The organism is Pseudoalteromonas sp. H103, assembly GCF_001469205.1.
Lineage (GTDB): Bacteria > Pseudomonadota > Gammaproteobacteria > Enterobacterales > Alteromonadaceae > Pseudoalteromonas > Pseudoalteromonas carrageenovora.
Window position 1 is genome coordinate 1 of sequence record NZ_LOFG01000002.1, and the last position, 25,358, is coordinate 25,358.

Annotated in this window: 22 protein-coding genes and 1 tRNA gene; 5 read left to right on the top strand and 18 right to left on the bottom strand. The window is 36.1% G+C overall.

The genetic code is table 11. The features are described 5' to 3' along the window. Positions 1–49: 49 nt before the first annotated feature. A complete protein-coding gene (gene rfaH / locus ATS74_RS03290; protein ID WP_058547534.1) occupies positions 50–532 on the bottom strand; it encodes a transcription/translation regulatory transformer protein RfaH in 483 nt (160 codons plus the stop codon). A gap of 328 nt (positions 533–860) precedes the next feature. Between rfaH and ATS74_RS03295 the strand changes: the two genes are divergently transcribed. The 3 genes from ATS74_RS03295 to ATS74_RS19625 all read left to right on the top strand — a co-directional run bounded on the left by ATS74_RS03295 (position 861) and on the right by ATS74_RS19625 (position 4,071). Then, positions 861–2,234, top strand: a complete 1,374-nt coding sequence (locus ATS74_RS03295) for an MBL fold metallo-hydrolase RNA specificity domain-containing protein (protein ID WP_058547535.1) — start codon at positions 861–863, stop codon at positions 2,232–2,234. 363 nt (positions 2,235–2,597) lie between these two features. Further along, a complete protein-coding gene (locus tag ATS74_RS19620) occupies positions 2,598–3,050 on the top strand; it encodes an REP-associated tyrosine transposase (RefSeq protein ID WP_082660557.1) in 453 nt (150 codons plus the stop codon). A gap of 568 nt (positions 3,051–3,618) precedes the next feature. Continuing rightward, entirely contained in the window at positions 3,619–4,071 is a 453-nt protein-coding gene (locus ATS74_RS19625) for an REP-associated tyrosine transposase (RefSeq protein WP_082660554.1), read from the top strand. Between the two features lie 79 nt (positions 4,072–4,150). On the opposite strand, the gene ATS74_RS03310 is transcribed toward ATS74_RS19625, so the two are convergent. From ATS74_RS03310 to ATS74_RS03390, 17 genes are all read right to left on the bottom strand, one after another. Then, complete coding sequence (locus ATS74_RS03310; RefSeq protein WP_058547536.1) at positions 4,151–6,085, bottom strand: polysaccharide biosynthesis protein; 1,935 nt, start codon at positions 6,083–6,085, stop codon at positions 4,151–4,153. 163 nt (positions 6,086–6,248) lie between these two features. Beyond that, positions 6,249–6,797, bottom strand: a complete 549-nt coding sequence (locus tag ATS74_RS03315; RefSeq protein ID WP_058547537.1) for a sugar transferase — start codon at positions 6,795–6,797, stop codon at positions 6,249–6,251. Positions 6,798–6,805: 8 nt separating this feature from the next. After that, entirely contained in the window at positions 6,806–7,732 is a 927-nt protein-coding gene (locus ATS74_RS03320; RefSeq protein WP_058547538.1) for a UDP-glucose 4-epimerase family protein, read from the bottom strand. Between the two features lie 9 nt (positions 7,733–7,741). Next, on the bottom strand, positions 7,742–8,497 hold the full coding sequence (locus ATS74_RS03325) for a glycosyltransferase family 2 protein (protein ID WP_058547539.1): 756 nt from the start codon (positions 8,495–8,497) through the stop codon (positions 7,742–7,744). A 48-nt stretch (positions 8,498–8,545) separates the two neighbouring features. Beyond that, positions 8,546–9,397 (bottom strand): glycosyltransferase family 2 protein, encoded by an 852-nt coding sequence (locus ATS74_RS03330; RefSeq protein ID WP_058547540.1) that lies wholly within the window; start codon positions 9,395–9,397, stop codon positions 8,546–8,548. Between the two features lie 54 nt (positions 9,398–9,451). Beyond that, on the bottom strand, positions 9,452–10,669 hold the full coding sequence (locus ATS74_RS03335; RefSeq protein WP_058547541.1) for a hypothetical protein: 1,218 nt from the start codon (positions 10,667–10,669) through the stop codon (positions 9,452–9,454). 129 nt (positions 10,670–10,798) lie between these two features. After that, positions 10,799–11,953 (bottom strand): glycosyltransferase family 4 protein, encoded by a 1,155-nt coding sequence (locus ATS74_RS03340; RefSeq protein ID WP_058547542.1) that lies wholly within the window; start codon positions 11,951–11,953, stop codon positions 10,799–10,801. 60 nt (positions 11,954–12,013) lie between these two features. Then, on the bottom strand, positions 12,014–12,868 hold the full coding sequence (locus tag ATS74_RS19825) for a hypothetical protein (protein ID WP_152996103.1): 855 nt from the start codon (positions 12,866–12,868) through the stop codon (positions 12,014–12,016). A 61-nt stretch (positions 12,869–12,929) separates the two neighbouring features. Then, positions 12,930–14,357, bottom strand: coding sequence for an oligosaccharide flippase family protein (locus ATS74_RS03350; RefSeq protein WP_058547543.1), 1,428 nt, complete (start codon positions 14,355–14,357; stop codon positions 12,930–12,932). 179 nt (positions 14,358–14,536) lie between these two features. Continuing rightward, positions 14,537–15,067: a dTDP-4-dehydrorhamnose 3,5-epimerase gene (gene rfbC / locus ATS74_RS03355; RefSeq protein WP_058547544.1), complete on the bottom strand. Its 531-nt coding sequence runs from the start codon at positions 15,065–15,067 to the stop codon at positions 14,537–14,539. Positions 15,068–15,080: 13 nt separating this feature from the next. Then, a complete protein-coding gene (rfbD, locus tag ATS74_RS03360) occupies positions 15,081–15,956 on the bottom strand; it encodes a dTDP-4-dehydrorhamnose reductase (protein ID WP_058547545.1) in 876 nt (291 codons plus the stop codon). Further along, the gene (gene rfbA / locus ATS74_RS03365; RefSeq protein ID WP_058547546.1) at positions 15,956–16,828 is read right to left on the bottom strand and encodes a glucose-1-phosphate thymidylyltransferase RfbA; all 873 of its coding nucleotides are present in this window, start codon (positions 16,826–16,828) and stop codon (positions 15,956–15,958) included. The genes rfbD and rfbA overlap by 1 nt, the downstream gene beginning before the upstream one ends. Positions 16,829–16,840: 12 nt before the next feature. Next, positions 16,841–17,914, bottom strand: a complete 1,074-nt coding sequence (rfbB, locus tag ATS74_RS03370; protein ID WP_058547547.1) for a dTDP-glucose 4,6-dehydratase — start codon at positions 17,912–17,914, stop codon at positions 16,841–16,843. Positions 17,915–17,944: 30 nt separating this feature from the next. Next, the gene (locus ATS74_RS03375) at positions 17,945–18,883 is read right to left on the bottom strand and encodes a Wzz/FepE/Etk N-terminal domain-containing protein (RefSeq protein WP_058547548.1); all 939 of its coding nucleotides are present in this window, start codon (positions 18,881–18,883) and stop codon (positions 17,945–17,947) included. 142 nt (positions 18,884–19,025) lie between these two features. After that, positions 19,026–21,704, bottom strand: coding sequence for an SLBB domain-containing protein (locus tag ATS74_RS03380; protein WP_058547549.1), 2,679 nt, complete (start codon positions 21,702–21,704; stop codon positions 19,026–19,028). Positions 21,705–21,826: 122 nt separating this feature from the next. Beyond that, positions 21,827–22,609, bottom strand: coding sequence for a DUF481 domain-containing protein (locus tag ATS74_RS03385; RefSeq protein WP_058547550.1), 783 nt, complete (start codon positions 22,607–22,609; stop codon positions 21,827–21,829). A gap of 27 nt (positions 22,610–22,636) precedes the next feature. Continuing rightward, positions 22,637–23,455, bottom strand: coding sequence for a mechanosensitive ion channel family protein (locus ATS74_RS03390; RefSeq protein ID WP_058547551.1), 819 nt, complete (start codon positions 23,453–23,455; stop codon positions 22,637–22,639). A gap of 272 nt (positions 23,456–23,727) precedes the next feature. On the opposite strand from ATS74_RS03390, the gene ATS74_RS03395 reads away from it, so the two are divergent. Together ATS74_RS03395 and ATS74_RS03400 are read left to right on the top strand one after the other, a co-directional pair. Further along, positions 23,728–23,803, top strand: a tRNA-His gene (locus ATS74_RS03395). 224 nt (positions 23,804–24,027) lie between these two features. Further along, on the top strand, positions 24,028–25,353 hold the full coding sequence (locus ATS74_RS03400; RefSeq protein WP_058547552.1) for a surface lipoprotein assembly modifier: 1,326 nt from the start codon (positions 24,028–24,030) through the stop codon (positions 25,351–25,353). Positions 25,354–25,358 lie beyond the last annotated feature (5 nt).

Here is a 25,358-nt window from a genome sequence, read left to right on the forward strand (position 1 = left end):
CTTAGCCCTTAGCCCTTAGCCCTTAGCCCTTAGCCCTTAGCCAGCATAACTAAAACTCAATATCTTTATTGTCTACGCTCATTTGTATTGGTTTATTAAGTAAGTTAATTAATAAAATGCTGCGTACATCGCCATCCGGCTCTTTATATATGGCCTGAATGTTTTTAAATGAAGCGCTACTTACGTTAACTACATCGCCCGATTTTGGTAGTGTTGACTCTAAAGTTTGTGAGCGCTCACATTGCAGTTGTTCTATTAGTTTATTAGGAACTATTTGATAATTTGCACCATACGATACAAACCCATTAATCCCGCGCGTATTTTTTACAGCAGAAAAGTTACCATTTTGTGATTCAAGGCATACAAATAAATAATTTGGGAATAACGCAGATTGTTTAAGGGTGCGACGACCTTTAATCAATTTTTCGGTGGTTAACTTGGGGTAAAATGCTTTAATCCCTTGGTTATGCAAGTTGGTTTGCGCTCGTTCTTCTTGACGAGGTTTACATAAAACTAAATACCAACTTTCCATGGCAATCCCTATGGCCTATCTCACATTGCAAATAACACAACATTAAACTAAATGAGCGCGCGATTATACTCTCAAACAACCTAAATTGTAAACACGCTTTAAGGTGAATGCACGCTCACTTTTGAATAGTTTTTATTGTGTTTATATAAATTGGCTAAAAGGGTTATAAAAAGCTTACAGCATAATTATGTTTACTAATGCTCATAGTATTTTGGGCTTTTAAGTATGCCAATTTACATTAGTGTATAAGTTATATCCTTGAATATTTACCGCTTTACTCCTAACTTAATTTGTTACTGTCACAAATTAGTAGCAATAAGGACGTGCAATGCAAATACTTCATCACGGAGCTGTAAATGGTGTTACTGGCTCTTGTCACGAGCTAGTAATAAATAATGAAACAAGCGTGCTTATAGATTGCGGGCTTTTTCAGGGTGAGGGCTCTAAAGATGATTTGTCGATAGAGTTTAATATTACGCGCGTTACTGCACTTATTGTTACTCACTGCCATATTGACCATGTAGGGCGTATACCTTATTTATTGGCGGCAGGTTTTAAAGGCCCTATTTTTACAACACTTGCCTCTGCTAGTTTACTGCCACTTGTAATAGAGGATGCTTTAAAAGTTGGCGTTACACGTAACCCCAAAATTATAAACGCGTGCTTAAGTTTGCTAAACAAACGCATTACACCTGTTGATTTTAAAACATGGTTTAACTTGCCTGTTAAGGGGAACCATACAGCTAAAGCTAAATTTCAACGCGCAGGGCATATTTTGGGCTCTGCCTATGTAGAAATTGATATTACTAATAAGAGTAAAAATAAACATCGAGTTGTTTTTTCTGGTGATTTAGGCGCACCTTATACGCCTTTACTTCCCTCTCCTAAAGCACCTTATAAAGCCGATACTTTAGTTATTGAATCAACCTATGGTGATAAAAACCATCAAGGGCGAAAAGAACGCACACACACTTTAAAAAAGGTTATTGAAGGAGCTATTGCAGATAATGGCGTAGTATTAGTGCCCGCTTTTAGTATTGGCCGTACACAAGAGTTACTGTATGAACTTGAGCAATTAATTTATAAATCTGCCAAAAACTCAAAATGGCGTGATTTGCACATAATACTCGACTCCCCCATGGCTGCTACTTTTACCGAGCAATATAAAAATTTTAAACAGATGTGGGATAGCGAGGCAAAGCGCAAAGTAGCCAAAGGCCGACATCCGTTGGACTTTAAAAACCTGACAACGGTTGATTCACACGCAGAACATATGGCTATTATTAATTATTTAGACTCTCGACAAACGCCGGCCATTATTTTAGCAGCCAGCGGTATGTGCAGCGGTGGCAGAATAGTAAATTACCTAGAGCGATTTTTAAGTGATGCAACTACCGATGTATTGTTTGTTGGCTACCAAGGTAGGGGCACTTTAGGGCGCGACATTCAAAAATATGGCCCGCGTAATGGTTATGTTTTTATAAATGATACCCGCATAAACATACATGCCAAAATACATACCATTAGTGGTTACAGCGCTCATGCCGATCAAAAAGGGTTAATTAAATTTGTAACCGGTATGCGCAAAAAGCCAAGCCATATAAAAATTGTGCATGGTGATGACGAGGCAAAAAGTGCATTGGCCAAAAAGTACAAAGAGGTTTTAGGTAGTGAAGTTAAAATTGAAATAGGTAAGGGGTAAATATGTAAAAGCTTCGCTTTTATTGCGCCAGCAAGCAAGACGCCGACGTGGAGTTAAACCTTAATATTAAAGGTGGGTTTAGGATTTTATTGTAGGCGTGAAGTTTACTCGCGCAATTGGGTAAATACGTAAAAGCTACGCTTTTATTGCGCCAGCAAGCAAGACGCCTACGGGTGATTAAACCTTAATCTTAGAGGCGATTTAGGATTTTATTGTAGGCGTGAAGTTTACTCGCGCAATTGGGTAAATACGTAAAAGCTGCGCTTTTAATGCGCCAGCAAGCAAGACGCCTACGTGGAGTTAAACCTTGAGGTTAAAGGGCTTACCCTCACAAATTGATTTATTAAAATGGAAGTTAATTACATGGCTAACACACATAAGCGTTTAAAAGGACGATGCCCAACCATTAATACCTTTTACACCGTAACTTTATGTTGTGATTTTCGTAAGCCATTATTCGCCAATTATCTAAATGCACGGTTGATAGCTAGAGAGCTTACTGTGTTTTCCAAAAGTAATTCACTTAATACTATTTGCTACGTAATTATGCCTGATCATATACATTGGCTTTTGCAATTAAATCGTAGCCCAGAACTATCAAACCTAGTTAGAAAGTTTAAGAACATTACAACTTATAAACTAAATAAGCTTTATGGAGCCAAAGGTAAAATTTGGCAATCGAATTATTACGATCACAAAATAAGAAGTAACGATGATTTAATATGCCAAGCAAGATATATAGTAGCAAATCCTTTACGTGCGGGTTTAGTAGATAATATACAAAAATACCCATATTGGAATTGTATATATTTATAGGGTTTAGGCTTTTATTGTAGGCGTGAAGTTTACTCACGCAATTTCGTAAATACGTAAATATGTAAAAGCTACGCTTTTAGTGCGCCAGCAAGCAAGACGCCTACGGGTGGTAACCATTAGAAATAAACGTGGGTTTAGGCTTTTATTGTAGGCGTGAAGCTTGCTCGCGCAATTGGGTAAATATGTAAAAGCTACGCTTTTAATGCGCCAGCAAGTAAGACGCCTACGTGTGAGTTAAACCTTAACATTAAAGGTGGGTTTAAGGTTTTGTTGTAGGCGTGAAGTTTACTCGCGCAATTTCGTAAATATGTAAAAGCTACGCTTTTAATGCGCCAGCAAGCAAGACGCCTACGGGTGATTAAACCTTGAGGTTAGTGGTGGGTTTAGGATTTTATTGTAGGCGTGAAGCTTGCTCACGCAATTTCGTAAATATGTAAAAGCTGTGCTTTAGTGCACCAGCAAGCAAGACGCCTACGGGTGGTAAACCGTGAGGTTAGAGGCGGTTTAGGATTTTATTGTAGGCGTGAAGCTTGCTCACGCGAAAGGATACAAAAAGGAATAAAATTACATGGCTAACACACATAAGCGATTAAAAGGTAGGTGCCCTATCATTAATACTTTTTACTCCATAACTTTATGTTGTGATTTTCGTAAGCCATTATTCGCCAATTACCTAAATGCGCGTTTAATAGCCAGAGAGCTTGCTTTGTTCTCTAAAAGTAATTCACTTAATACTATTTGCTACGTAATTATGCCTGATCATATACATTGGCTTTTGCAATTAAACAGTGACTCTAACTTATCGAATCTGATTCGAAAATTTAAAAATATTACAACTTATAAACTAAATAAGCTTTATGGAACCAAAGGTAAAATTTGGCAGTCGAATTATTACGATCACAAAATAAGAAGTAACGATGATTTAATATGCCAAGCAAGATATATAGTAGCAAACCCTTTGCGTGCGGGTTTAGTAGATAATATACAAAAATACCCATATTGGAATTGTATATATTTATAGGATTTAGGCTTTTATTGTAGTCGTAAAGCTCGCTCAAAAAAATTAGCTGTAAATTATCAAACTATTGCTGCCTAGCTATTTAAGAGCCACTTATGTTAGGTAAAGCGGTAACATTTGTTTGGCTATTTTGCTTCTCTCGCCAGTTGAGGTCACATATACCATCAGTTGGCGAAAATGCTGTAGGCGCTTGTAGCAATAACTTGCGTATTTTAATATGATCTGACTCATCACATGCTGATTTAAGTTTACCTAAAAATGGTTCGAGCTCATTCCAAGGCATTTTTATTTCTTGAGCGCTTAAAATTCTTGGGTGGTCGGTTCCAATAACATTGTCGCCAATGAGTAATTCTTCAAAAAGCTTTTCACCTGGGCGCAAGCCTGTACATTTTATTTCTATATCGCCATTTGGTCTTTTTTCGTGTTTAACCTCAAGGCCTGATAAATGTACCATTTTGGTCGCTAAATCTTTAATTTTAACGGGTTCACCCATATCAAGTACAAATACATCGCTGCCAACTCCCATTGCACCTGCTTGAATAACAAGCTGTGCGGCTTCAGGTATGGTCATAAAATAGCGTGTAATGTCTTGGTGGGTTAAGGTAATTGGCCCACCCGCTTTTATTTGCTTTCTAAATAATGGAACAACAGAACCCGACGATCCCAATACATTACCAAAGCGGACCATGGTAAAGCGGGTAGTATTTTGAACTCCCGATAACCCTTGAAGTACAAGTTCAGCCATGCGTTTAGTTGTACCCATTATATTTGTAGGGCGCACTGCTTTATCTGTTGAAATTAATACAAAAGTGTCTACTTTCGCATTTATTGCTGCAGTAGCAACATTGTAAGTGCCATATATATTATTACGTACACCTTCAACTACATTGTGCTCTACTAGTGGTACATGCTTATATGCTGCGGCATGATAAACGGTTTGAACGCTAAAAGTAGAGAATGTTGATTCAACTAGTTTTTTATTTTGTATCGAGCCTAAAATAGGCAGTACTTCTACACTTAAATTATTAGAAGAACAGTATTCCGACAGTTCTTTTTCTATTGCATATAAGGCAAACTCAGACAGCTCAAAAAGTACTATTTTAACTGGATTATTTTTAACTATTTGCCTACATAACTCTGAGCCTATAGATCCACCTGCACCTGTTACCATTACCACTTTATTAGCTATATTTGCCGACATAAGATCTTGACGAGGCTGAACTGAATCTCGTCCTAGTAGGTCATCAATTTCTACATCTTTAACTTCGTCGAGGTTAGTAGTACCCGATACAATATCGGCCATGCCCGGAATAGTCATTACTTGTAATTTAAACTTTTCTATTGCATTGAGTACTTCTTTTCGGCGGCTTCTTGAGACACTAGGCAATGCGAGCAAAATTTTGTTCGCACATTTTTGCTTTGCTATTTCTGCAATTTGAGAAGGCGCATGCACACAAACACCTTGAATTAACGATAAGTGCTTTTTAGGGTCGTCGTCTATAAAAGCGACTGGTGAATACTCAGGGCCATTAGCAAGCGCAGTTGCTAACTGGCGCCCAGCAGAACCTGCGCCATATATTATTACGCCCTCTTTACGGCGCATAGTTATTTGCCCAACTACAGCGCGAACGGTTAGCCTTGCTCCGCCAACAAATAAAATACAAAAGCTAGCATAAATAAATGGCACTGTACGTGGTACAGGGGCACTTAAAAAGAATGACAAAACGGTTAAATATACAGTAGAGAGTACAACGCCAGCAATAATAGCCCACATTGCTTGTGTGTTCATGTAACGAAGTACAGCTCGGTAAAGCCCAAGCTTTACAAAGCTAAATAAGCTAAGCGGAAGAACAGTAGCTAATAATATCCAAGTATGTGTATTTTTTAAAACTGCGGTGCTGTCTAACCTGAGTAAAAAAGAGAGCCAAAAAGCTACAACAATAAAAATACTATCTACAACAAGTGATACAACTCTTTTTTGGGGGCGAGGTAAATTAACTAAATATTTTAAAAACACAATACATTTCCCTGAAGCTAGCAGTGAGACTACTATTCTATTGATTACAATTTTACTACAAGATGAACAACTATTGCACTTAATAGTTAAAGACTATATTCAAAATATTATATAGTCTTTATGTATTTGGTTATTTTTTGTAAATTTGTGTATGAAAGTAAAGCTATTTAACTCTATCCCCACTGCCACTTCCTGTCACTGTTTGCAGTATGTAAGTGAAGTAGTGCTTTAAGTTAAGAGTGGCGATCATTTTTTCATCCGTCTCAGCAAGTAACGTTGGGGTAGACATATCAATCTCATTTACTTGGGCTAAACCAGTAATACCAGGGCGCACATTGTATATATTTTTAGCCTCACGAGCCTGAGTAAGTTCTTCTTGATTAAATAAGCCTGGGCGAGGCCCAACTAAACTCATTTCGCCTTTAAGTACATTCCAAAGCTGCGGTAGTTCATCTAATTTAGTTTTACGTAAAAAACCACCAAAGCGAGTGATAGATGCAGTGCTTGCTAGGTGGCTAGCGACCGAGGCTGTATCTACACTCATTGTTCTAAACTTGACTAAAGTAAATGGTTTTTTATTACGGCCAACACGCTCTTGCATAAAAAGCGGTGAGCCAGTATCAAATAAGCCTATGATGTATAAAATAATTAAAAATGGCATGGCAAATATTAAACCTACCAATGAAAACAAAATGTCGAGTATACGAATCATTAACTAACCTATTTAATTTTTGCTGATAACTTAAAACCATCTTCAACTGAATATGGTGGCGCCCAATTAAGTGTATTTTTTGTGTAAGTGATATCTACTTGTAGCGACCCTATTAACCTATCGACTACCTGTTTTTTTCCTAACATTGCACCAACAAGTGAAAACAACGCTGGCGGTACTGGGAGCGCCAAGTTTGACTTACCCTGTACCTTAGCCATCAATTGTACCATTTCGGCAGTAGAAAGGTCATGATCATCACTTGCTAAAAACACTTGATTAGCCGCATTTGGGTGCTCAACACATACCTTAATTAAATCAACTAAGTTATATACAGATACTAAGCTTCTCTTATTTTTATTTATTGCTCTAAAAGGCAGAGGAAAACCTTTATTTACTAACCTCATTAAAGATGCAAAGTTAGCCTTTACGCCTTCGCCATATACTAACGGGGGCCTTATTATTACTATTTCCATACCTGTTTTTTGCCCTAAAGCTAGCAGTTTTTGCTCTGCTTCTGCTTTAGAAATTCCGTATGGATCTTCTGGGGCATTTTCTTGCTCATTAAAAGGAGTACGACCAGTTGTACTCTCGCCATTTACCTTAATTGTACTTATAAATATAAATCGCTTAACACCAGCTTGGGCAGCTTGGGTAGCTAAATTTAAAGTCCCTTTTGTATTTACAGCTCTAAATTCATCTATTGGGTTTGCAGAATTCTCGTCCATTATATGAACGCGTGCGGCGCAGTGAATAATCACATTAATTTCTTTAAGCGCCTTAGTGTAATTAGAATCGGCATCAATTTTCGCAATATGCTGATTAGGACCCTCATTTCCTGAGCGATTAATATAGTTTAGTACGTAATCACCTTTTAAGTGAGGGATTAGGTGCTGACCAACAAAACCTGTGCTACCAGTTAATAATACATTATACACTAGCTTTACTTACCTTTTAGTAAACAAAAAACGAATTAAACTATTCAGATACCATAAAAAATGCTTTGAAAATATACTTCTATTTTTGTATTCACCTTTATGTACGGCATTTACCTCTTTTAAAAACCTAAGCGAGATATTTGCCTTGTTTAACCGATAACAAAGGTCTACATCTTCATAATACATAAAGTACTTTTCATTAAAGCCATTCACTAACTCAAATGCAGAGTATTTAATACATAAAAAAGCGCCAGATGCCCATTCAACAATATCTCCCTCATTTAATATATTTTTATTATAAGGTAAATTTATTGGCTTCATTAAAAATGGATTAAATAGGTTAATTAGCTTTGGAAAATAACGTACTGAATTTTCACTTTCTATCATCTCATCATTTTTAAAAAGGTTAGGGGCAAAAAAAGTTCCGTCCTGAGTAGTTAAACTAACTATAAGCTTTTTAAACTCATCAAGTGTAATAACTACATCAGGGTTAAATATGATGAACCAGTCTTCATTCTTTGCATTTAATTTTTGCTTTGAGTAATTAAAGATAAAGTTATTATTTTCACCAAACCCTAGTGGTTCATCAGTTGTAATATACCCAAGGTTATGAGCTTTAATATATTTTTCAAGCTTACTATCTTTGATGTTGTCCTTAATAATAACTTGTACATTGTTGAGCTCTGCAATTTTTAGTAGCTCTTTATTTTTTTCTATATAGTCATAGTGCCCATGGGACACAATAGCGATGTAAACATTTGACATTAATTAAAACCTATTCATTTACTACGGGACACATTTAAATATTTGACGTTAGTAAAAGCGACCAAGTAAGCCATCTTTTAACGCTCTAAATAGACTTTTTAAGTATGCTAATCGCTCACCTTTAGAAAAGGTAATTAGTATGCATTGATGGATAATTGAAAATAGGATTTCTCTTATTGCCATTACTTTGGGAATATGGGATTGCCTTATTAAATAAAATGAATTTCTAATTCTATAGTAACGTCTAAAAGGACTGTGCTTTGGTATATAAAAACGACCTATTTTTAATGTTTTGTCTCCAATTGAGTGAATCATATTCGCTCTAGGTACAATGAGTACCTTAATCCCTAAGCTGTCAGCTCGTAGGCACCATTCGGTATCTACATAATCAATAAAAAGTGACTCAGCCATCATACCAATTTTTTTTAATGCTCCAGCTTCAACCATCGTACCAGAAGAAATAGCATGATTGACATAAAACTCAGGAGTGTCAAAGTTCGGATAGTGCTTAACTCTCCCTCCACTTCTTGAAAACTCGACGATGGGATAAGTAAAACCGCGTGCGTTATCAATAAAAATTGGTGCTGTAACTACAGCTCGCCCGCTCGCGATAGGTTCATATAAGTTTGATATGAAATCATCGTTAGTGAGCGTTGAATCTTGGTCAAAAAATATGATTGCCTTTGCAGCATCACTTAAAGCAAATTCAACACCTATATTTTGCGCCTTGGCTATCCCCTCATTTTTATCAAGTGCAATTACTTTGCAATTTGCACTTACAGGCATATCGCTCCCATTATCCACAATCACCGGGGTAACTTGATTATTAATAAGGGCATTGACCAAGCAAAGTAAATTACCTGGCTCGGGGTTAAATGTGACTATTACTGCATATATCATCGATTAATTTTGACCTTCAAACTTAAATAAGACATAAAATCCTACTAATGACTGTTATATTAATTTTAATTGCTCAGGGTTATTCTCAATTTTTGTTTTAAAGTTGGCTAGACTGATACGTGTAGCATTAAAGTAAAACAGCACCATTACGACAAAAACACCACCTATATAGTTATTGATATAGGGGTTAAAAGTACTTTGTAGGTAAAGTAAAAATATAGAGTAGTATAACCAGTCGATTCTTTTACGATAAGAAGGCGCTATACTTTTGACAATATACTTATAATCTAAGTGTATTTTTACATATATCGCTAACAACATGGACAGGCCAAGAAGACCAAAATGTAAAATAACGTCCATATAAACATTTTCTACGCTAGGGCGCTCTCCTAGAAATCCAGATATACCGCTCCCAAAAATAAAATTTTGCGGGTTTTGGTCTAAATAATCTAGAAAAATGAGCATATCATTAATTCTAGTACTATCACTCCCTGCCCTGAATAAAAAAGCGGGCTGAACGGCTAATAAGTAAATAGGGATTGCAATACCTATACACAACATCACGAGTTTTATAGAAACGTGCGTTCTTTTATTATTAAAGTAATACAATAAGATAGCAACCAATAACGAGAGTACAAACCCTCTTGTTAAAGTAAAAATAATCGCGGTTATACAGATAAACGTAAAAGCTAGGTTTATAAAACTTTTATTTTTACAGATAATAAAGTAAAGAGCCCCTATCATTATAAAAACAAAGCCTTTGTACACTAAGCCTTCTGCTCCTCGAAGAAACACCTCACTCTCTGGTATAAATTTGTAAACATCTAAAATACTTACTCTACCGAGTAACAACATCACTATAAAAAGAATATATACGATAGACATAAAAACACTACAAGGAGGCAGCAATCTCCTAAAGATCTTTTCTAGATAAATTGGATAAATAGAGAAAGTAATTGCTAATAAAAAAAATAGATACGGGCTTAGGCTAGCAAAAGTGAACTCACCTTTTAATAAGCTAATGTACGAGGATATAATTAGCAGCAACATAGCAGCACTACTGTATGTAAGCATAACTTTACTCATTTTACCCGCTATCAGTATCAAAATAAGCGACAACAATAAGCAGAATGCAAAAATAAGCATTCTAAATGTTACTCCTCCAAACTCTACAACTCGTCCCCCACCAAATAAGAACAGATCAATAGCCAGCATACTAAAAATTATGCCAGTTAAGAGTTTCGCAAGTTTTATAGAGTTTGCATTTTGCATCTTAATTCCATTAAATAATATCTTCCAAGCCAGGCAGTGATAATGTAAATTTATACTTTTTAAATTATTCAAATAAATTCTGAACTGAATTGTTTCATCACTATCACTTTATTAGATATAAAGTGGGCTTTATAAATCTAAAGACTCAAGTAATATTTTATCTACTTCCGTTGCAGCTCGTTTCCTTGAAAACTGTTCTGCGAACTTATGAGCCCGGCTGCCTACTTCATGTAAAATATCTCTATTATCATTTATATGTGCGACGATCTCTGAAAACTGCTCAACATTCCCTTCTTCAAATAAAAAGCCATTATCACTATGCTTTATTAACTCAGGATTGGCTCCACAATCACTTGCAATAACGGTCATTTTTGCATGCATAGCTTCAATAGTTACCCGGCCGAATGCCTCTGCCTTAGAAGCAATGACCGCTACATCGTAGTCTTTGCGAATACGGTTAACATCGCTGGAGTAGCCTAGAAAACGAATCGAATCAGAGAACCCTTCATCTTTAATTTTGCTTTTTAATTTTTTAGCATAGAGTGTACTATCATCACCCACTATACTTAATTTAACTTTAAACCCTTTTTTATTCATATATTTAATACATTCGAATAAAAAGCTGTGGCCTTTTTCTTTCGTGATTGTCCCCACTATTAAAAGAGATAGTGGTTCATTTACATTAAAATTTTTATTGAAACAACCAATAGAATTAGCAACATCATTATAAATCATAACTATTTTATCTTGTGGAACTTTAAATGATATCAACTTCGCTTTTAAAGCGTTTGAAATTACAATAACCTTAGAAGAAGTACTAACAAGCCGGTAAAAGCTCTTTTCACCTAAAAAGTGCTCTCTACTTTGATCTTCTAAACCAAACTCTCTAATGTGCCAGATATGTGGAATCTTTAATTTTCTCGCTAAATAAGCCCCCACATAAGTATCGGATGTATTGGTATAGATTAAGTCAAATTTAGCTTCTTTGAGCTTGAGCTTGATGGCTAACAAGTAATTTAAAGCCACTTTAATAAACGATTTAAACTCATTAATGTAATTGTTTTTTGGCTTTTTTATATAGCGTACATTATAAATTTTTTCTTCAAGATAATTGATGTCTAACTGACTTAACCTAGAATGAATTCCGCCTTTAGCATCTGGTATCAAGGCAGTTATTTCGTATAGTTCACTTTTATTCAATTGTGCAACAATCTCTAGCATAGAGGTTGTTGCACCACTCAGTGGATTTGAATCATGAAAAACAAATAATATTTTTTTTGTCACTTAATATCTCATTCTTAACTTAATTAAAACTTTAAAACCCGTTAGTGTAGTCAATACACTTTAAAACTTGTCTCTGTAATGCTTACCTGAAAAAAAACTTTTATATAAGTAGACTAAGTTATCGCAGGGAGCTTCCTTCAATAAAGTTTTTTTTAAATTAGTGATGGTAATCCTAAACAGGCTGTATACAGCCTTTAATGGTGGGTAGTAATATCTTAAAGTTAAGCCGGTATCATAACTTCGTTCTTTAAGTCTAAATTCAGTAATACCTTTATCTTCTCTTTCTAAACGTGATAGTGAATGGTCGAAACCATCAATCAGTCTAATTTTGTCAGTTAACTTGAGTGCAAATAATCTTAGGCAAAAAGTTGAGTCCACACCATATAAATAAAAGCGCTCATCAAAAATATCACCATGTTTATCTTTTATTTGTGCCGCAATTTGAGACCCAATTACAAGGCCACTACCTATTGTTATAATTTTATCGGTTGGAGCTATTTCTAAGGTCAATCTGTAAGGAACATAATTAATAAAAGGAGCCTCAATAACACCATTTGAACTAATTAATGGCATAGCAACATTGTTTTTACCATTGCTCCTTGATGCATTAATGTAATCGTCATTTAATTTAGAGTCATCATCCAATAATATATATTTATCAGCTTTAACAACGTCTATGAATCTATTATAAATAACCGCCAAAGATTCATTATTAAGCGTTTCCATTATTTCAACTTTATAGCCTAAAGCAGATAGTGAGGAAGTATTTCGTTCTTTTAACGGTTCTGGGCCGTTATTCCAGATAACGATTTTTGTATTTGTATACCTAGCGCTAGAATCGACTATAGAGCTAATAGTACTACTTTGGTTAATTTCTTTATTGTACAACAAAACTAACATTGCAGTGTCGAACATGGCGTGCCTCTTAGTAAATTCATCATTAGGTAATGCAAGTCAATATTGCTTTATTTATTAGTTATGTAATGGTTTTTTTTATTGGTACGTAAAACAATGCTAATAATAAACAGCCTACTACGCTATTAACTAATAAATTTAAAAATGCTGATAATTGATAGTCACTCAATACATAATAATTAGTCATGTAGTACAAAATAATCGATGGCATACTAGCTAGAAATACTTTAAGTAACTTTATATAAAACTCTTTTTGACTGTGCTTAAATACAAATTTGAATAACATAATGTAAGTACATACAAAATTAATCGTAAATGAAATAACTAATGCAGTAGCTACAGCCTCCATTGAACCTATATTAATCCCTATAACGATTCCGAAAACGTTAACAATAGCCGCTAACGCGCCTGATATGAATAACAATTTAGGCTTATTCATTACTTGGAAGAAAGATCCGCTAATCGACATTACCGCTTGTATGGGGATCATAACTGATAAAATCTTTATTAATGGCTCAACTTGTATCCAAGTTTCACCAAATAAAAGTAATACAACATCACGGCTATTTATAAAAATAAAGGCGCTAATTAATATAGATATGGCAAAAAGTCTTGAGGATAATAGGTTATGCTCCTTAATAATTAAACTCAGATCACTACGTACTTTAGTTAAAATAGGCTGTATTGCTGGTGTCATCGCAAAGGTCGTGACCATTAAAGGGTAACGCATTAATTGATATGCTTTTTCATAAATACCAACAGAAGCCATGCCAAAATATTTTGCGATGAGTATATTATCGAGGTTTCTTGAAAAGTAGTTTATAAAATTAAAACCGAACTGGTAAGATGAAAATGTCATAATAGATTTAATATGAAACAACTCAGCACCAACGAATGGGTTCCCAATACTAGTATTTTTAGATAGATGCCAAGTGAGTAAAAAGCGCATTATGCTTTGTACCGTTGACCTCGCAGCTAAAGCTAAAACGCCAAACTCTTGTGTATACAGAATATAAACTGCAATAATGGTAAATAGCTCAACAAATACATCAACCATAGCTAAATGCAGAAATTTAGCATCTTTATTCATTGCGGTTATCGGCACAATATTTAACGTACTAAAAAATATAGTAATAGATACAAATACTGCTATTTGTTGGTACTCATAGCCATTGTAAAAACTGTTTAGTAGATAAGAAAAAAAGTAAAAAACGATTGCTAATAAAAGCCCTGAAATAGCTGTAACAGAAAAAATACCGTCGCGTTTTTTCTTTCCAAACTTATCTTCATTAATTATTGCCGGTCCAACACCAATATCAGCCAGCATCTGAAAGAATATTAGAAATACTTGAATCGACGCAATAACCCCAAATTCTTCTGGTGAGAATAAGCGTGCATATAAAGCTAGAGCAGCAAACTGAAATACATAGGTTAATAGCCTGCCCGTAACACTCTTGAAAATTGCAGAATAAAGTGGTGATTTAATCATTTAGGGTCCAATATAAACGCTATCAATGTCATACTCTCTAGTTTGTATGGGCTTAGCTAAGGTTAATAATTTATTTAAAGCTCACTAAAGAACAACATAAAAATGATGGTTTTATATTTAACCCTAAATAGAGTTTTAGGGTTAGCATGCCTTTTTGCTGCATCTATAAGTGCGAACAACTATTTAAATGGAATGCCGTTTTTATCTTTTTCAGACAACATTGGTTCAGATTTAAGCGGCCACTCTATCGCTAAATCTTTATCATCCCAGCGAATGCTTACTTCTGCATTTGGGTTATAGTAATCTGTACACTTATAAACAAATTCAGCTTCATCGCTCGTTACATAGAATCCATGTGCGAAGCCTTCTGGCACCCACAATTGACGTTTATTCTCTGCCGATAAGTACACACCGACCCATTGCCCGAAAGTAGCTGAGTCTTTACGTATATCTACTGCAACATCAAATACCTCACCAGATGTTACACGTACTAACTTACCTTGTGTATTTTCAGTTTGAAAATGTAAGCCTCGTAGAATACCTTGCTTAGATTTAGAGTGATTATCTTGCACAAAAGAAGTGGGCTTGCCTGTAACTAGCTCTTCAAACTTTTGCTGGCTCCAAGTTTCCATAAAAAACCCACGCTCATCACCGAATACTGCAGGCTCTATAATTTTTACATCTGGGATGCTTGTATCGATTACTTTCATATTTTCAACCTACTTATTTATACTGTTGAATAGGGTTTAATGCGGTTTTCCAGTCACTCGGCTGTACAGAAAAATTTGTTGTTATTTTACTACAATCTAATTTTGAATTTGCTGGGCGCTTCGCGGGAGTCGGATACTCTGAGGTTGAGATTGCATTAACCGTAACAGGTGTTTCAATCACTTGTTGCGATAATGCTTTAGCAAAAATTTCTGTTGCAAATTCTTGCCAGCTAACGTGAGGGTAGCCTGAGTAGTTGTACACACCAAACTTAGTAGCACCTTGCTGAAGCTGTTGCGCTATGTTAATTAACGCTTTAGCTATATCGCCTGCGTATGTCGGGCCGCCATATTGGTCACCTACAACACCAAGCGTATCACGTGTTTGTGCTAAACGAAGCATCGTTTTTACAAAGTTATTTCCGTATTCACTAAACACCCATGCGGTGCGTAAAATAATATGCTCAGCGCACTCTTGTGCAACGCTTTGCTCACCTGCTAGCTTTGTTTGACCGTAAACGCCTTGTGGATTTACCTCGTCAGTCTCAGTATATAAACCGTGTTTATTACCGGCAAAAACATAGTCAGTTGATATATGAAGAATTACCGCATTTACACTCGAAGCTGCTTTAGCTAAGTTTTTTGGACCAATATTATTTATAGCATTAGCCAGCTCAACTTCAGACTCAGCTTTATCAACTGCAGTATATGCTGCTGCATTAATTATAACTGTCGGCTGATACTTATTTACCACTTCATTAACTTGATCAGCATTAGTTATATCAAGCTCTTCACGTCCTAACGCCAAAAAATCAATGGAAGGGATATCAGTCAATTGCGATACCAAACAGCTTCCAACTTGACCATTTTTACCAGTAATAAGTACTTTCATTACTTTGCCTCAGACGCCAAACGAGTTAAATATTGACCATATTCATTCTTCATCATTGGTTTAGCTATTGTAAGTAACTCATCTGTACTTAACCAGCCATTACGCCATGCTATTTCTTCTAAACATGCCACCTTCAAACCTTGTACGTTTTCAATCGTTTGTACAAACGATGATGCTTCATGAAGACTTTCATGTGTTCCCGTATCAAGCCAAGCAAAACCACGTCCTAATAGTTCAACATTTAAACTTCCATCGTTTAAATACATTTCGTTTAAGGTGGTTATTTCAAGCTCCCCACGATGAGAAGGCTTTACCTGCTTTGCGAGCTCAACTACACGATTGTCATAAAAGTACAAACCTGTAACAGCATAATTCGACTTTGGTTTTTCAGGCTTTTCTTCTATGGAAATAGCTTTCATATTCTCGTCAAATTCAACTACGCCAAATCGCTCTGGGTCTTTAACCTGGTAGCCAAATACTGTAGCACCCGATGCTCTGCTTGCTGCGCTTTTAAGTGTTTTACTAAACGATTGACCGTAGTAAATATTATCGCCAAGCACTAAGCACACGCTATCATCGCCAATAAAGTCTTCGCCAATAATAAAGGCCTGTGCAAGTCCATCTGGAGACGGTTGAACTGCATAAGTTAAGTTAATACCGTAATCACTACCATCGCCTAATAAACGTTTGAAACTATCATTATCTTCTGGAGTAGTGATTATTAATATATCGCGTATACCTGCTAGCATTAGTGTAGATATTGGGTAATACACCATTGGCTTATCGTATACTGGTAATAACTGTTTCGATACTCCACGTGTCAGTGGGTAAAGACGAGTTCCTGAGCCACCCGCTAAAATAATTCCTTTCATAATACTCTCCTCTTACGAGTTAATTTCGCCAAGTCGTTCGCGTTGATATGAGCCATCTTGAACATTTTTACACCACTGCTGGTTTGTTAAGTACCACTGGATTGTTTTGCGCAAACCTGTTTCAAACGTTTCCACTGGCGTCCAGTTAAGCTCTTCACTCATTTTTGTTGAGTCAATGGCATAGCGTCTGTCATGTCCTGGGCGATCTGTTACATACGTAATTTGCTCTGCATACTTAGCTTCTTTTGGTACTAAGGTGTCTAAAATTTCACAAATAGTTTGCACTACTTCTAAGTTTTGCTTTTCATTGTGACCGCCTATATTGTAGGTTTCTCCAACAATACCTTCTGTCACTACTTTATATAAAGCGCGCGCATGGTCTTCTACGTATAACCAGTCACGTATTTGATCGCCTTTACCATAAATAGGCAGGTCTTTTCCTTCAAGGGCATTAAGTATCACTAAAGGAATTAACTTTTCAGGAAAGTGGTAAGGCCCATAGTTATTTGAACAATTAGTGACAATTGTAGGAAAGCCATACGTGCGCAGCCATGCTCGAACTAAATGATCACTCGACGCTTTACTTGCCGAGTAAGGGCTGCTTGGTGCGTAAGACGTTTCCTCAGTAAATAATGGAAGTTCGCCTTCTTGCTCATCAGGGTGTGGAAGATCGCCATATACCTCATCAGTTGAAATATGGTGAAACCTAAACGATTTTTTATCATCATCATTTAATGTATTCCAGTATTCACGAGCCGCTTCTAATAAATTGTAAGTGCCTACAATATTCGTTTGTATAAATTCGGCTGGCCCTGTGATTGAACGGTCAACATGACTTTCTGCAGCCAAGTGCATCACTGCATCTGGTTTATGCGATTTAAAAACCCTATCAAGCGCTTCACGGTTACAAATGTCGACGTGCTCGAATGCATACCTGTCATTACAGTCTACTGACTTTAATGACTCCAAATTACCTGCATAGGTGAGCTTATCTAGGTTAACAACTGAGTCTGTTGTATTTTCAATAATATGGCGAACAACTGCTGAACCTATAAAGCCTGCACCACCTGTTACAAGTATTTTCATTTATTCTTCCTTCAATTTTATAAATAATATTTATCTGTGTGCATTTTCTTTTTTTAAATATCTAATAGTTACGAATACCACACCAATGATAGCTCCTAAAAGAGCGCCGACAATGCATAGTAATGCACGCTTAGGGCCTGATTTTTCTTCGGGTACTAAAGCAGGATCTATAGTTTTAAACACGTACTCATCTCGAACGTTTGCAAGCATAATAGTTTTTGCTTGTTCCTCAATCAATTTATAAAGAATGGTACGAATATCAGCAATTTTTGTTTTTTGAAGTTGACTAGTTAAAAAGTCAGTACTGAGATTGGCTTCTGAAACATCTCTTTCTTTCATCACTTGGTTTATATCTTCAACTAGCCAGTTTACCCACTGCTGTGCGATATATGGTGAAATGAACTCAATTGAAATCTTTACCATTCCGCTTTCTTTATCCGTTTCGATATTTAAAATTTCCCTGAACTCTTTAAAGGCTTCCTGTAAAGAAGGCTTAGATTCATATGGAAATGATGCAGCTCTAACCCATTCCTGAGAATCAATACTATAAAGTTTTGGATCATAAATAACTTTATTTTCCAAAGCATTCCAAGACTCTGCCGCCATTAAATTGGGGAGTAATTTATGTTTTTGAATGAAGCTGCCGATGAACTTTCGCGACTTTAGTATCTCAATTGCTAACTGAGCTTGATTATTAGAACCAGAACTCAAATTTACACCAGCCAAACTTGCTAATCCACCAAACTGCCCAGCTAACCCTCCTAACGCATCGCTGTTAGATTCATCCGCGGGAGACAATAATACTTCCGACATATATAGATTAGGTTGCTTCAAAGCATACACGATGGATAACGCTGAAAATAAAAACATTCCAGTGATAATGACGCGTTTACCATGCCATAGAACACTAAGAAGCTCTGTTAAACTTATTTCATCATCTGAACTATCTAAGGTTTCATTCTTTTTCATATTTTTTCTTACTATAATTTATTTAGCTAATAGAATTACAATCAATAGCGCTTCAGCAATAACATAATTTACAAGAACTTGTTAAGCTAATGCTACAAATAGCCTAGATTAGTGACTTCAAATAAAAATCTTATTTGGAGTATTACAAACTACCAATTGCAGCTACCGCTACACCTAGTTGATAAAGGATCTGCGTAGCTGTACTCCACAATGTCAGCTTATCCATATGACTTGCATCCATCGGGATTACAATTGTATCGCCAGGCTCTAACTGTTCAGCATTATTAGCCGCAAACCAGCCACCTGTATTTGGAATTTTCACTGAGCCATTAGCTTTAATAATATAAATGCTATCTTCATTGGCACGTTCTTTAAGACCACCACTTAGGGCAATATAATCATCAACACTTACGCCTGATTTATATAAGTGTGATGTTGAGTAATTAACCTCACCAATAACGCTGATAGAGTCACGCTTACTTGGCACATATAATACATCGCCGTCTTGTAAGACTAGATTTTGTTTATTATCTACAATTAATGGTAAATCAATAACTAAGCGCCCTACAGCTTCCACACTTGCTAAGTCATTTAATAACTTATTCATTTCATCATACGAAAGTGTGTTACTGCTTACCGAGTTTTGAAAGCTTTTTGATGCAATATCGCGGCGTAGCTCTGTTGATAAACGCGCTAACTGTTCTTGCTCTTGCTCTTTAATAGAAGCTCGAGTAAACACGGCTGCCTTTTCTTCTGCAAACTCAGAGAAGCCGCCTGCGCGTTCTAGCAGCTCAGTTAATGTTTCGCCGCGACGAATAGTGTAAGTACCTGGGAATCTTAGTTCACCTTTAAGCTCTACTTTTACGTTTTCTTGCCAGTTTGGGATAGCAAACACGTTAATGCTGTCTTTACTTTGTAGAGTGATATTACTTTGTAGGTCGCCGCGCATAGCGCTTTCTAAATCTAAGCGTAAGTGTTCTATTTTTGAACCATCGCTTTCAACAATTCGAGTGATTTCTGCTTGTTTTACGTAAGCAGACTCTAACAACCCGCCTGCCGCTGTAACTAAATCACGCACTTCTCCACCTACCATTAATGGGTATATGCCTGGAAATGTAACGTTACCGCTAATTTCAACAAGTTGCATGGCTTGGCTTACAGATGCTTGTTGCTTGAACTTAGCTATAATTGGATCTAGTAAGTTATGACGACTAAATAAAGCATAGTCTTCAGGCTTGAGTTCTTGCTCTGCTTCTTCTTTAGCTTTTCGTTTAGATATTTCAGCAATAGTAAGTATTTTATTATCTTCAAGAACAAGTTCTTCATCTTCTTGGTTTACACCAATGTATTTTTCGAACTCTTTTTGCTCAAACTTATGCCATTGCTCTGCTTTTTGTAGTTGCTCTTGCTGTTCTTGGCTTAAAGCCATATTAGCAAGTGCTAATTTTTCAGCTTCTTTTTCTTCAAAGCGGCTGAATACAATTATTTTGTCATTCGCTTTTAACGTTAAGTTATTTTCTGGATTCTTTATTATCGCTTGGGCTACATCAAATTGGTGCGCTTCTATATCACCATTAATGTTAATTTCGCGAATCACTAAGCCATAACTTAGATCTGCTTGTGGCAGTAAGTCGCCTCGAACTGATTTTAAAACATCAGAAATACGTTTACCTTGATACCACTGGTAGTTACCCGGGCGCGCTACAGCGCCAATTAGGCTAATTGAGTTTTGATATTGTGCACTAATAGAGTTAAAACGAATTCGGTCGCCATCTTGAGGAATGTAGTTTATTTGAGATTTTGAAAAATCGACAGAGAGCACTTCTTTGCGGTCAAAATTAAAGCGCTCTACTACTGCATTTTTAGCATAAGCACCAGGCTTGAGGCCACCGGCCATAGTTAATAGTTGCTTTGCAGTCTCACCTTTTTTCAGCTCAAATATTGCAGGGCGCTTAACTAAGCCTTCAACTCTAACTTGAGCTCCTACAGGAGGTACAAAAACAACATCGCCAGATTTTAAAACTATATCGTTACTGCTATCACCTTTGATCAGTAAATCATAAAGGTCGAAGTTAGTAATAACTTTACCTGCACGTTTAACCTGTATATTACGAAGAGAAGCAATATCTGACACACCACCGCTTACAAATAAAGCATGGGATACTGTTGTTAAAGACGATACGCTATAGCTTCCTGGCTTATAAGCTTCACCAAGTACTAAAATACGCATGCTACGAAGTTGGCCAAGCGATACAAAAGCTTTTACGCCTATAACCTCTTGTTCTACCTTTACTTTAATTAATTCTTTGATTTCGGCAAAGGTTAAGCCAGCAACTTCTACAGGGCTTAAATCTGGAATATTTATACGTCCTTCACGGTCAACAGTTACATCAAAACTGTCACTTTCTTTACCGTAAAAGTTAATTTTTAATTGATCGCCTGCACCTACTATATAGGTATCAGGCACTGCCGCATTCTCACTTGGCATGAAGGTTGTAGGCTCGCCTGCGAATAACTCATAACCGTATGGTTTTAATTCATCAGTTTTTGGCTTAAAGCGTTCTTCGTCCGTTAAATCTTCTTTTTCTTTTTCAGGACGTTCACCAATAGTTGATTGTTGCTGGTTGTTGGTTTCTTCGTTTGATTGATTAGCACCTGTGATTGTAGAAATGTCCACACCGTACTGCTTTGCTAGGGCTTCTTGTTGGGCTTTTGGCAATTTTTTAAATTGCTCAATTTGTGAAGCCGTCGGCGTAAAAGCCAGCGTACTAAAGCTACAAAGTAGAATAAAAGCACTAATAAATTGTGTAAAAACTTTCACGAGTAGGTATATCCCTAGGTCTACAACCAAAATTGGTGGCTATAATACATTAAATTTGCACAAATAAAAAAGGGACTTTCGTCCCTTTTGTCACTTAAATGTCATTAAACTTGCTGGTTTGGTTAAAAACTGTAAACCAGGGTTAATGAAGTTTCAGTGTCTGTGCTTTCTTCATCATCAGCAACGTCTGAGTTGTTGGTTAGATTAAAAGCAACTTTCATTTGTAATGAACCGTTGATTTTAGCAAGCAGTGCAGTTTCTGAGCGTGTTTTAGTATTCGAGTCACCGTATTCTACAGCCACTAATTGAGTAAAACGTGCGCTTTCAGAAATCTGCCAATTGTAATCAAGCTTACCTAAAGCAATTATTTCACTGTCGCTTTCGCCAGCAAGTAGGTTGCCGTTGTCGTCTACTTGAGTACTATCGTCTGAGTATTCAAAAAACTTGTAACCCGGACCAAACTCCGCATTTAACCACATATTTTGTTGGTCAAGTAAGCGTAAGCCGTAACCAGCAGAAATTACAGATTCTGTTCTATACGCGCCAAAGTAGTCTGAAACGTGTGAACCATAAATGAATAAATGAGAATTCTTTTCATTTAATTTGTAATTACCTTGCGCTGATGCAGAGTACTTTTCGTTAGTACGTTGCTTGTCTTTATCGCCGTTGTCATCTTCTACTTCATCTTCTTTATAGATGCCGTCGATTTTGTACTCGTTATTCCAATTTTCTAGGTTATGTAATACTTTAAGACCGCCTTTTAAGGTAGTTGTTTCTGTATTACCACTAGTAATGATTGCACCTACTTCACTAGTTACTTCCCACGTTTTTCTGTCTGCGTCTTCAGCGAATGCGTTAGTTGCAGCAGATGCTGCAACTAAAAGTGTTAAAAGCTTCAATTTCATTAAAAATAACCTATTTGATTCTAAAAATTAGTCTTGCTTGTGTAAATGAACATCCATTTGTGGAAATGGAATATTAATATCTGCATCATCTAGTGCTATTTTAATATTTTCCATTAATGACCAGTATGTTGGCCAGTAATCAGCAGAGTTAACCCAAGGGCGAACAACAAAGTTTACGCTAGAATCACCCAGCTCATTTACAGCAACTGTGTAAGCAGGATCTTTAAGTAAACGAGTTTCTGCGTCAAGCACTGATTTTAATACTTCTTTTGCTTGGCGTAAATCAGCATCGTAACCAACACCAATAACTAAATCGATACGACGTGTAGATTCACGTGAAAAGTTAGTAATAGCACCAGACATAATTTGAGAGTTAGGAACAATGATTACTTTATTATCTGGAGTGCGTAACTCAGTTGAGAAAATTTCTATTTTTTTAACAGTACCCATTTTTCCGCCTGCTTCAACAAAGTCGCCAGACTTGAAAGGACGAAGCAAAATAATTAATACACCAGAGGCGAAGTTAGATAATGAACCTTGTAGTGCTAAACCAACAGCTAAACCTGCAGCACCCAAAATAGCTATAAATGAAGTTGTTTCTATACCAATCTGCGAAAGCGCCATTAAAATTGTTACAGCAAACACGAGTGCAAACACTATACTTGCAACAAATGACCCTACAGCTTTATCTACTTTCTTTTTAGCAAAGCCTTTTTCAGTTAAGTTAGAACAAAACTTAGCAACACGACTACCAATTAAAAATATAACAAGCGCTACAACTGCTTGAATACCATAATGTAAAATTAGGCCTGAGTTTTCATTTAGCCAATTAAGTACTGAATCCATATTTACTCCAAATTATTTTTTAAGCGTTTTTTCCAGACATGATTATACATTAATTTACAATTCGTTCTCATAAAATAGTAAATTAATACTAAAAACATGATGTTTTTTGATTTTTTAGCCAACATATTCGCCGCGCATACTACTTATTATTTATGAACTTAAGATGTTTGTTGTTCTTTTTTTAGTTTTTTTATTAATTTTAGCTTTTAGGGCTTCCCAAGGTTTATTATTTTATGTATTATGCGCGCCACACCAAACAAGGTGTTGTAGTGGCGGTTGTAGCTCAGTTGGTAGAGCCCCGGATTGTGATTCCGGTTGTCGCGGGTTCAAGCCCCGTCAATCGCCCCATTTTTTCCCTCCTTTGTATTTCTATAAAATAAAAACTAAAAATCTTACTCTACAAATATTTTTAGCAAATCGTTAAGCTGTTTTTAAGTTGTTAAAACAAAACTCACTGTTTACATTTATTTAATAATCACCCAATCTGCTTTACATATAAATGGAAAGTGCTACCTTAGTTATAGTTTCATAGCTTTTAGTACTAGTCACCTTTATAGGATTTTCACACCGGCATGATCAAGCACCTTATTTTTAGTTTATTACTTAGTTACCTTGCTTTACATAGTTTAAACGCTAAAGCTGAAGACAACGTTTCTTATGTAAAATTATTAGGTGAATTACAGTATTTAATTTCTAATAAACAGTATGCGGAAGCATATAAAAACAGCCAAAAAAATTATAAATATTTAGGTGAACCTGATTTCGATTATTTGTTGGGAATTTCAGCTCTTAATTCAGGTGAATCAGCCCCCGCTGTATTTGCATTTGAAAGAGTCGTTGAAGACAAACCTCATTGGTATGAGGCACGTTTATATTTAATTAAATCGTATATTGCGGCAAATAATTTACCGGCAGCGAATTCTCAAGCCTTAGTTATAATAAATACTAAGACTTCGTCAGATAGAGTGAAAACGGCTGCGCAAACTTTATTAGATATATCTCAACGTAAACAACGCACTACAGCGCGCTCGTTTAATCAAAGTATTGAGCTTGCTTATGGTGTTGATGATAACGTTAATGCGGGTACATCAGAAGATACTATTTTAATTCCTAATTTAGGTGAGTTTTTACTTTCTTCTGATAGTAAAAGTACCGACGACAACTATGTAAAGCTAAATTACAAAGGGCGTTACTCACATCCGATTGATCAACAAAGTTCATTATCTATAGGTATAAATACTGACTGGTATAAATTTAATGAGCTATCACAATACGATCGTATAAATACTAATTTATCTGCTCGCTATCAGCACCAGCTAAACAATACTCGCTGGTATGTGCAGGCCGGTGTTACCCCTTTATTATTAGACGGCGATCTATACAGAACTGAAACAACATTAACTGGCGGAGCTAGCTACCAAATAGATAAACAGCTGAGCCTGTTTGGTGCATTAACTCTGGGTGATATGAACAATTCGTTTGATGAAAAGTTAGACAACTCTTTTTATGCGCTCAATATTGGCGCTAGTTACATGTCTAGTAGGTGGCTTCAGAGTGTTAGTGCGAGTCATAAAAGCGAAATTGCTAGTATTGAGAGTGGTGACTTTAATGCGAGAAATATTAATGGGATTTACTACCAGGTAACCGCATTACTTGCTCAGCAATGGCAATTATCAGCTCAAACTGGCTATCAGTGGATTGAATATCAAGATGAGCACCCATTATTTATGCAAAATCGCGATGATAACTTATTAATACTTTCAAGCTCATTACGATACCTGATTAATAAAAGCTTAGCGCTGCAGTTAGCATTAAACTATCAAGATAAAACAAGTGATATTTCGCTGTTTGAATACGACCGCTTTGATGCAAATTTAAGCGCTAGTTACTCATTTTAATTTAA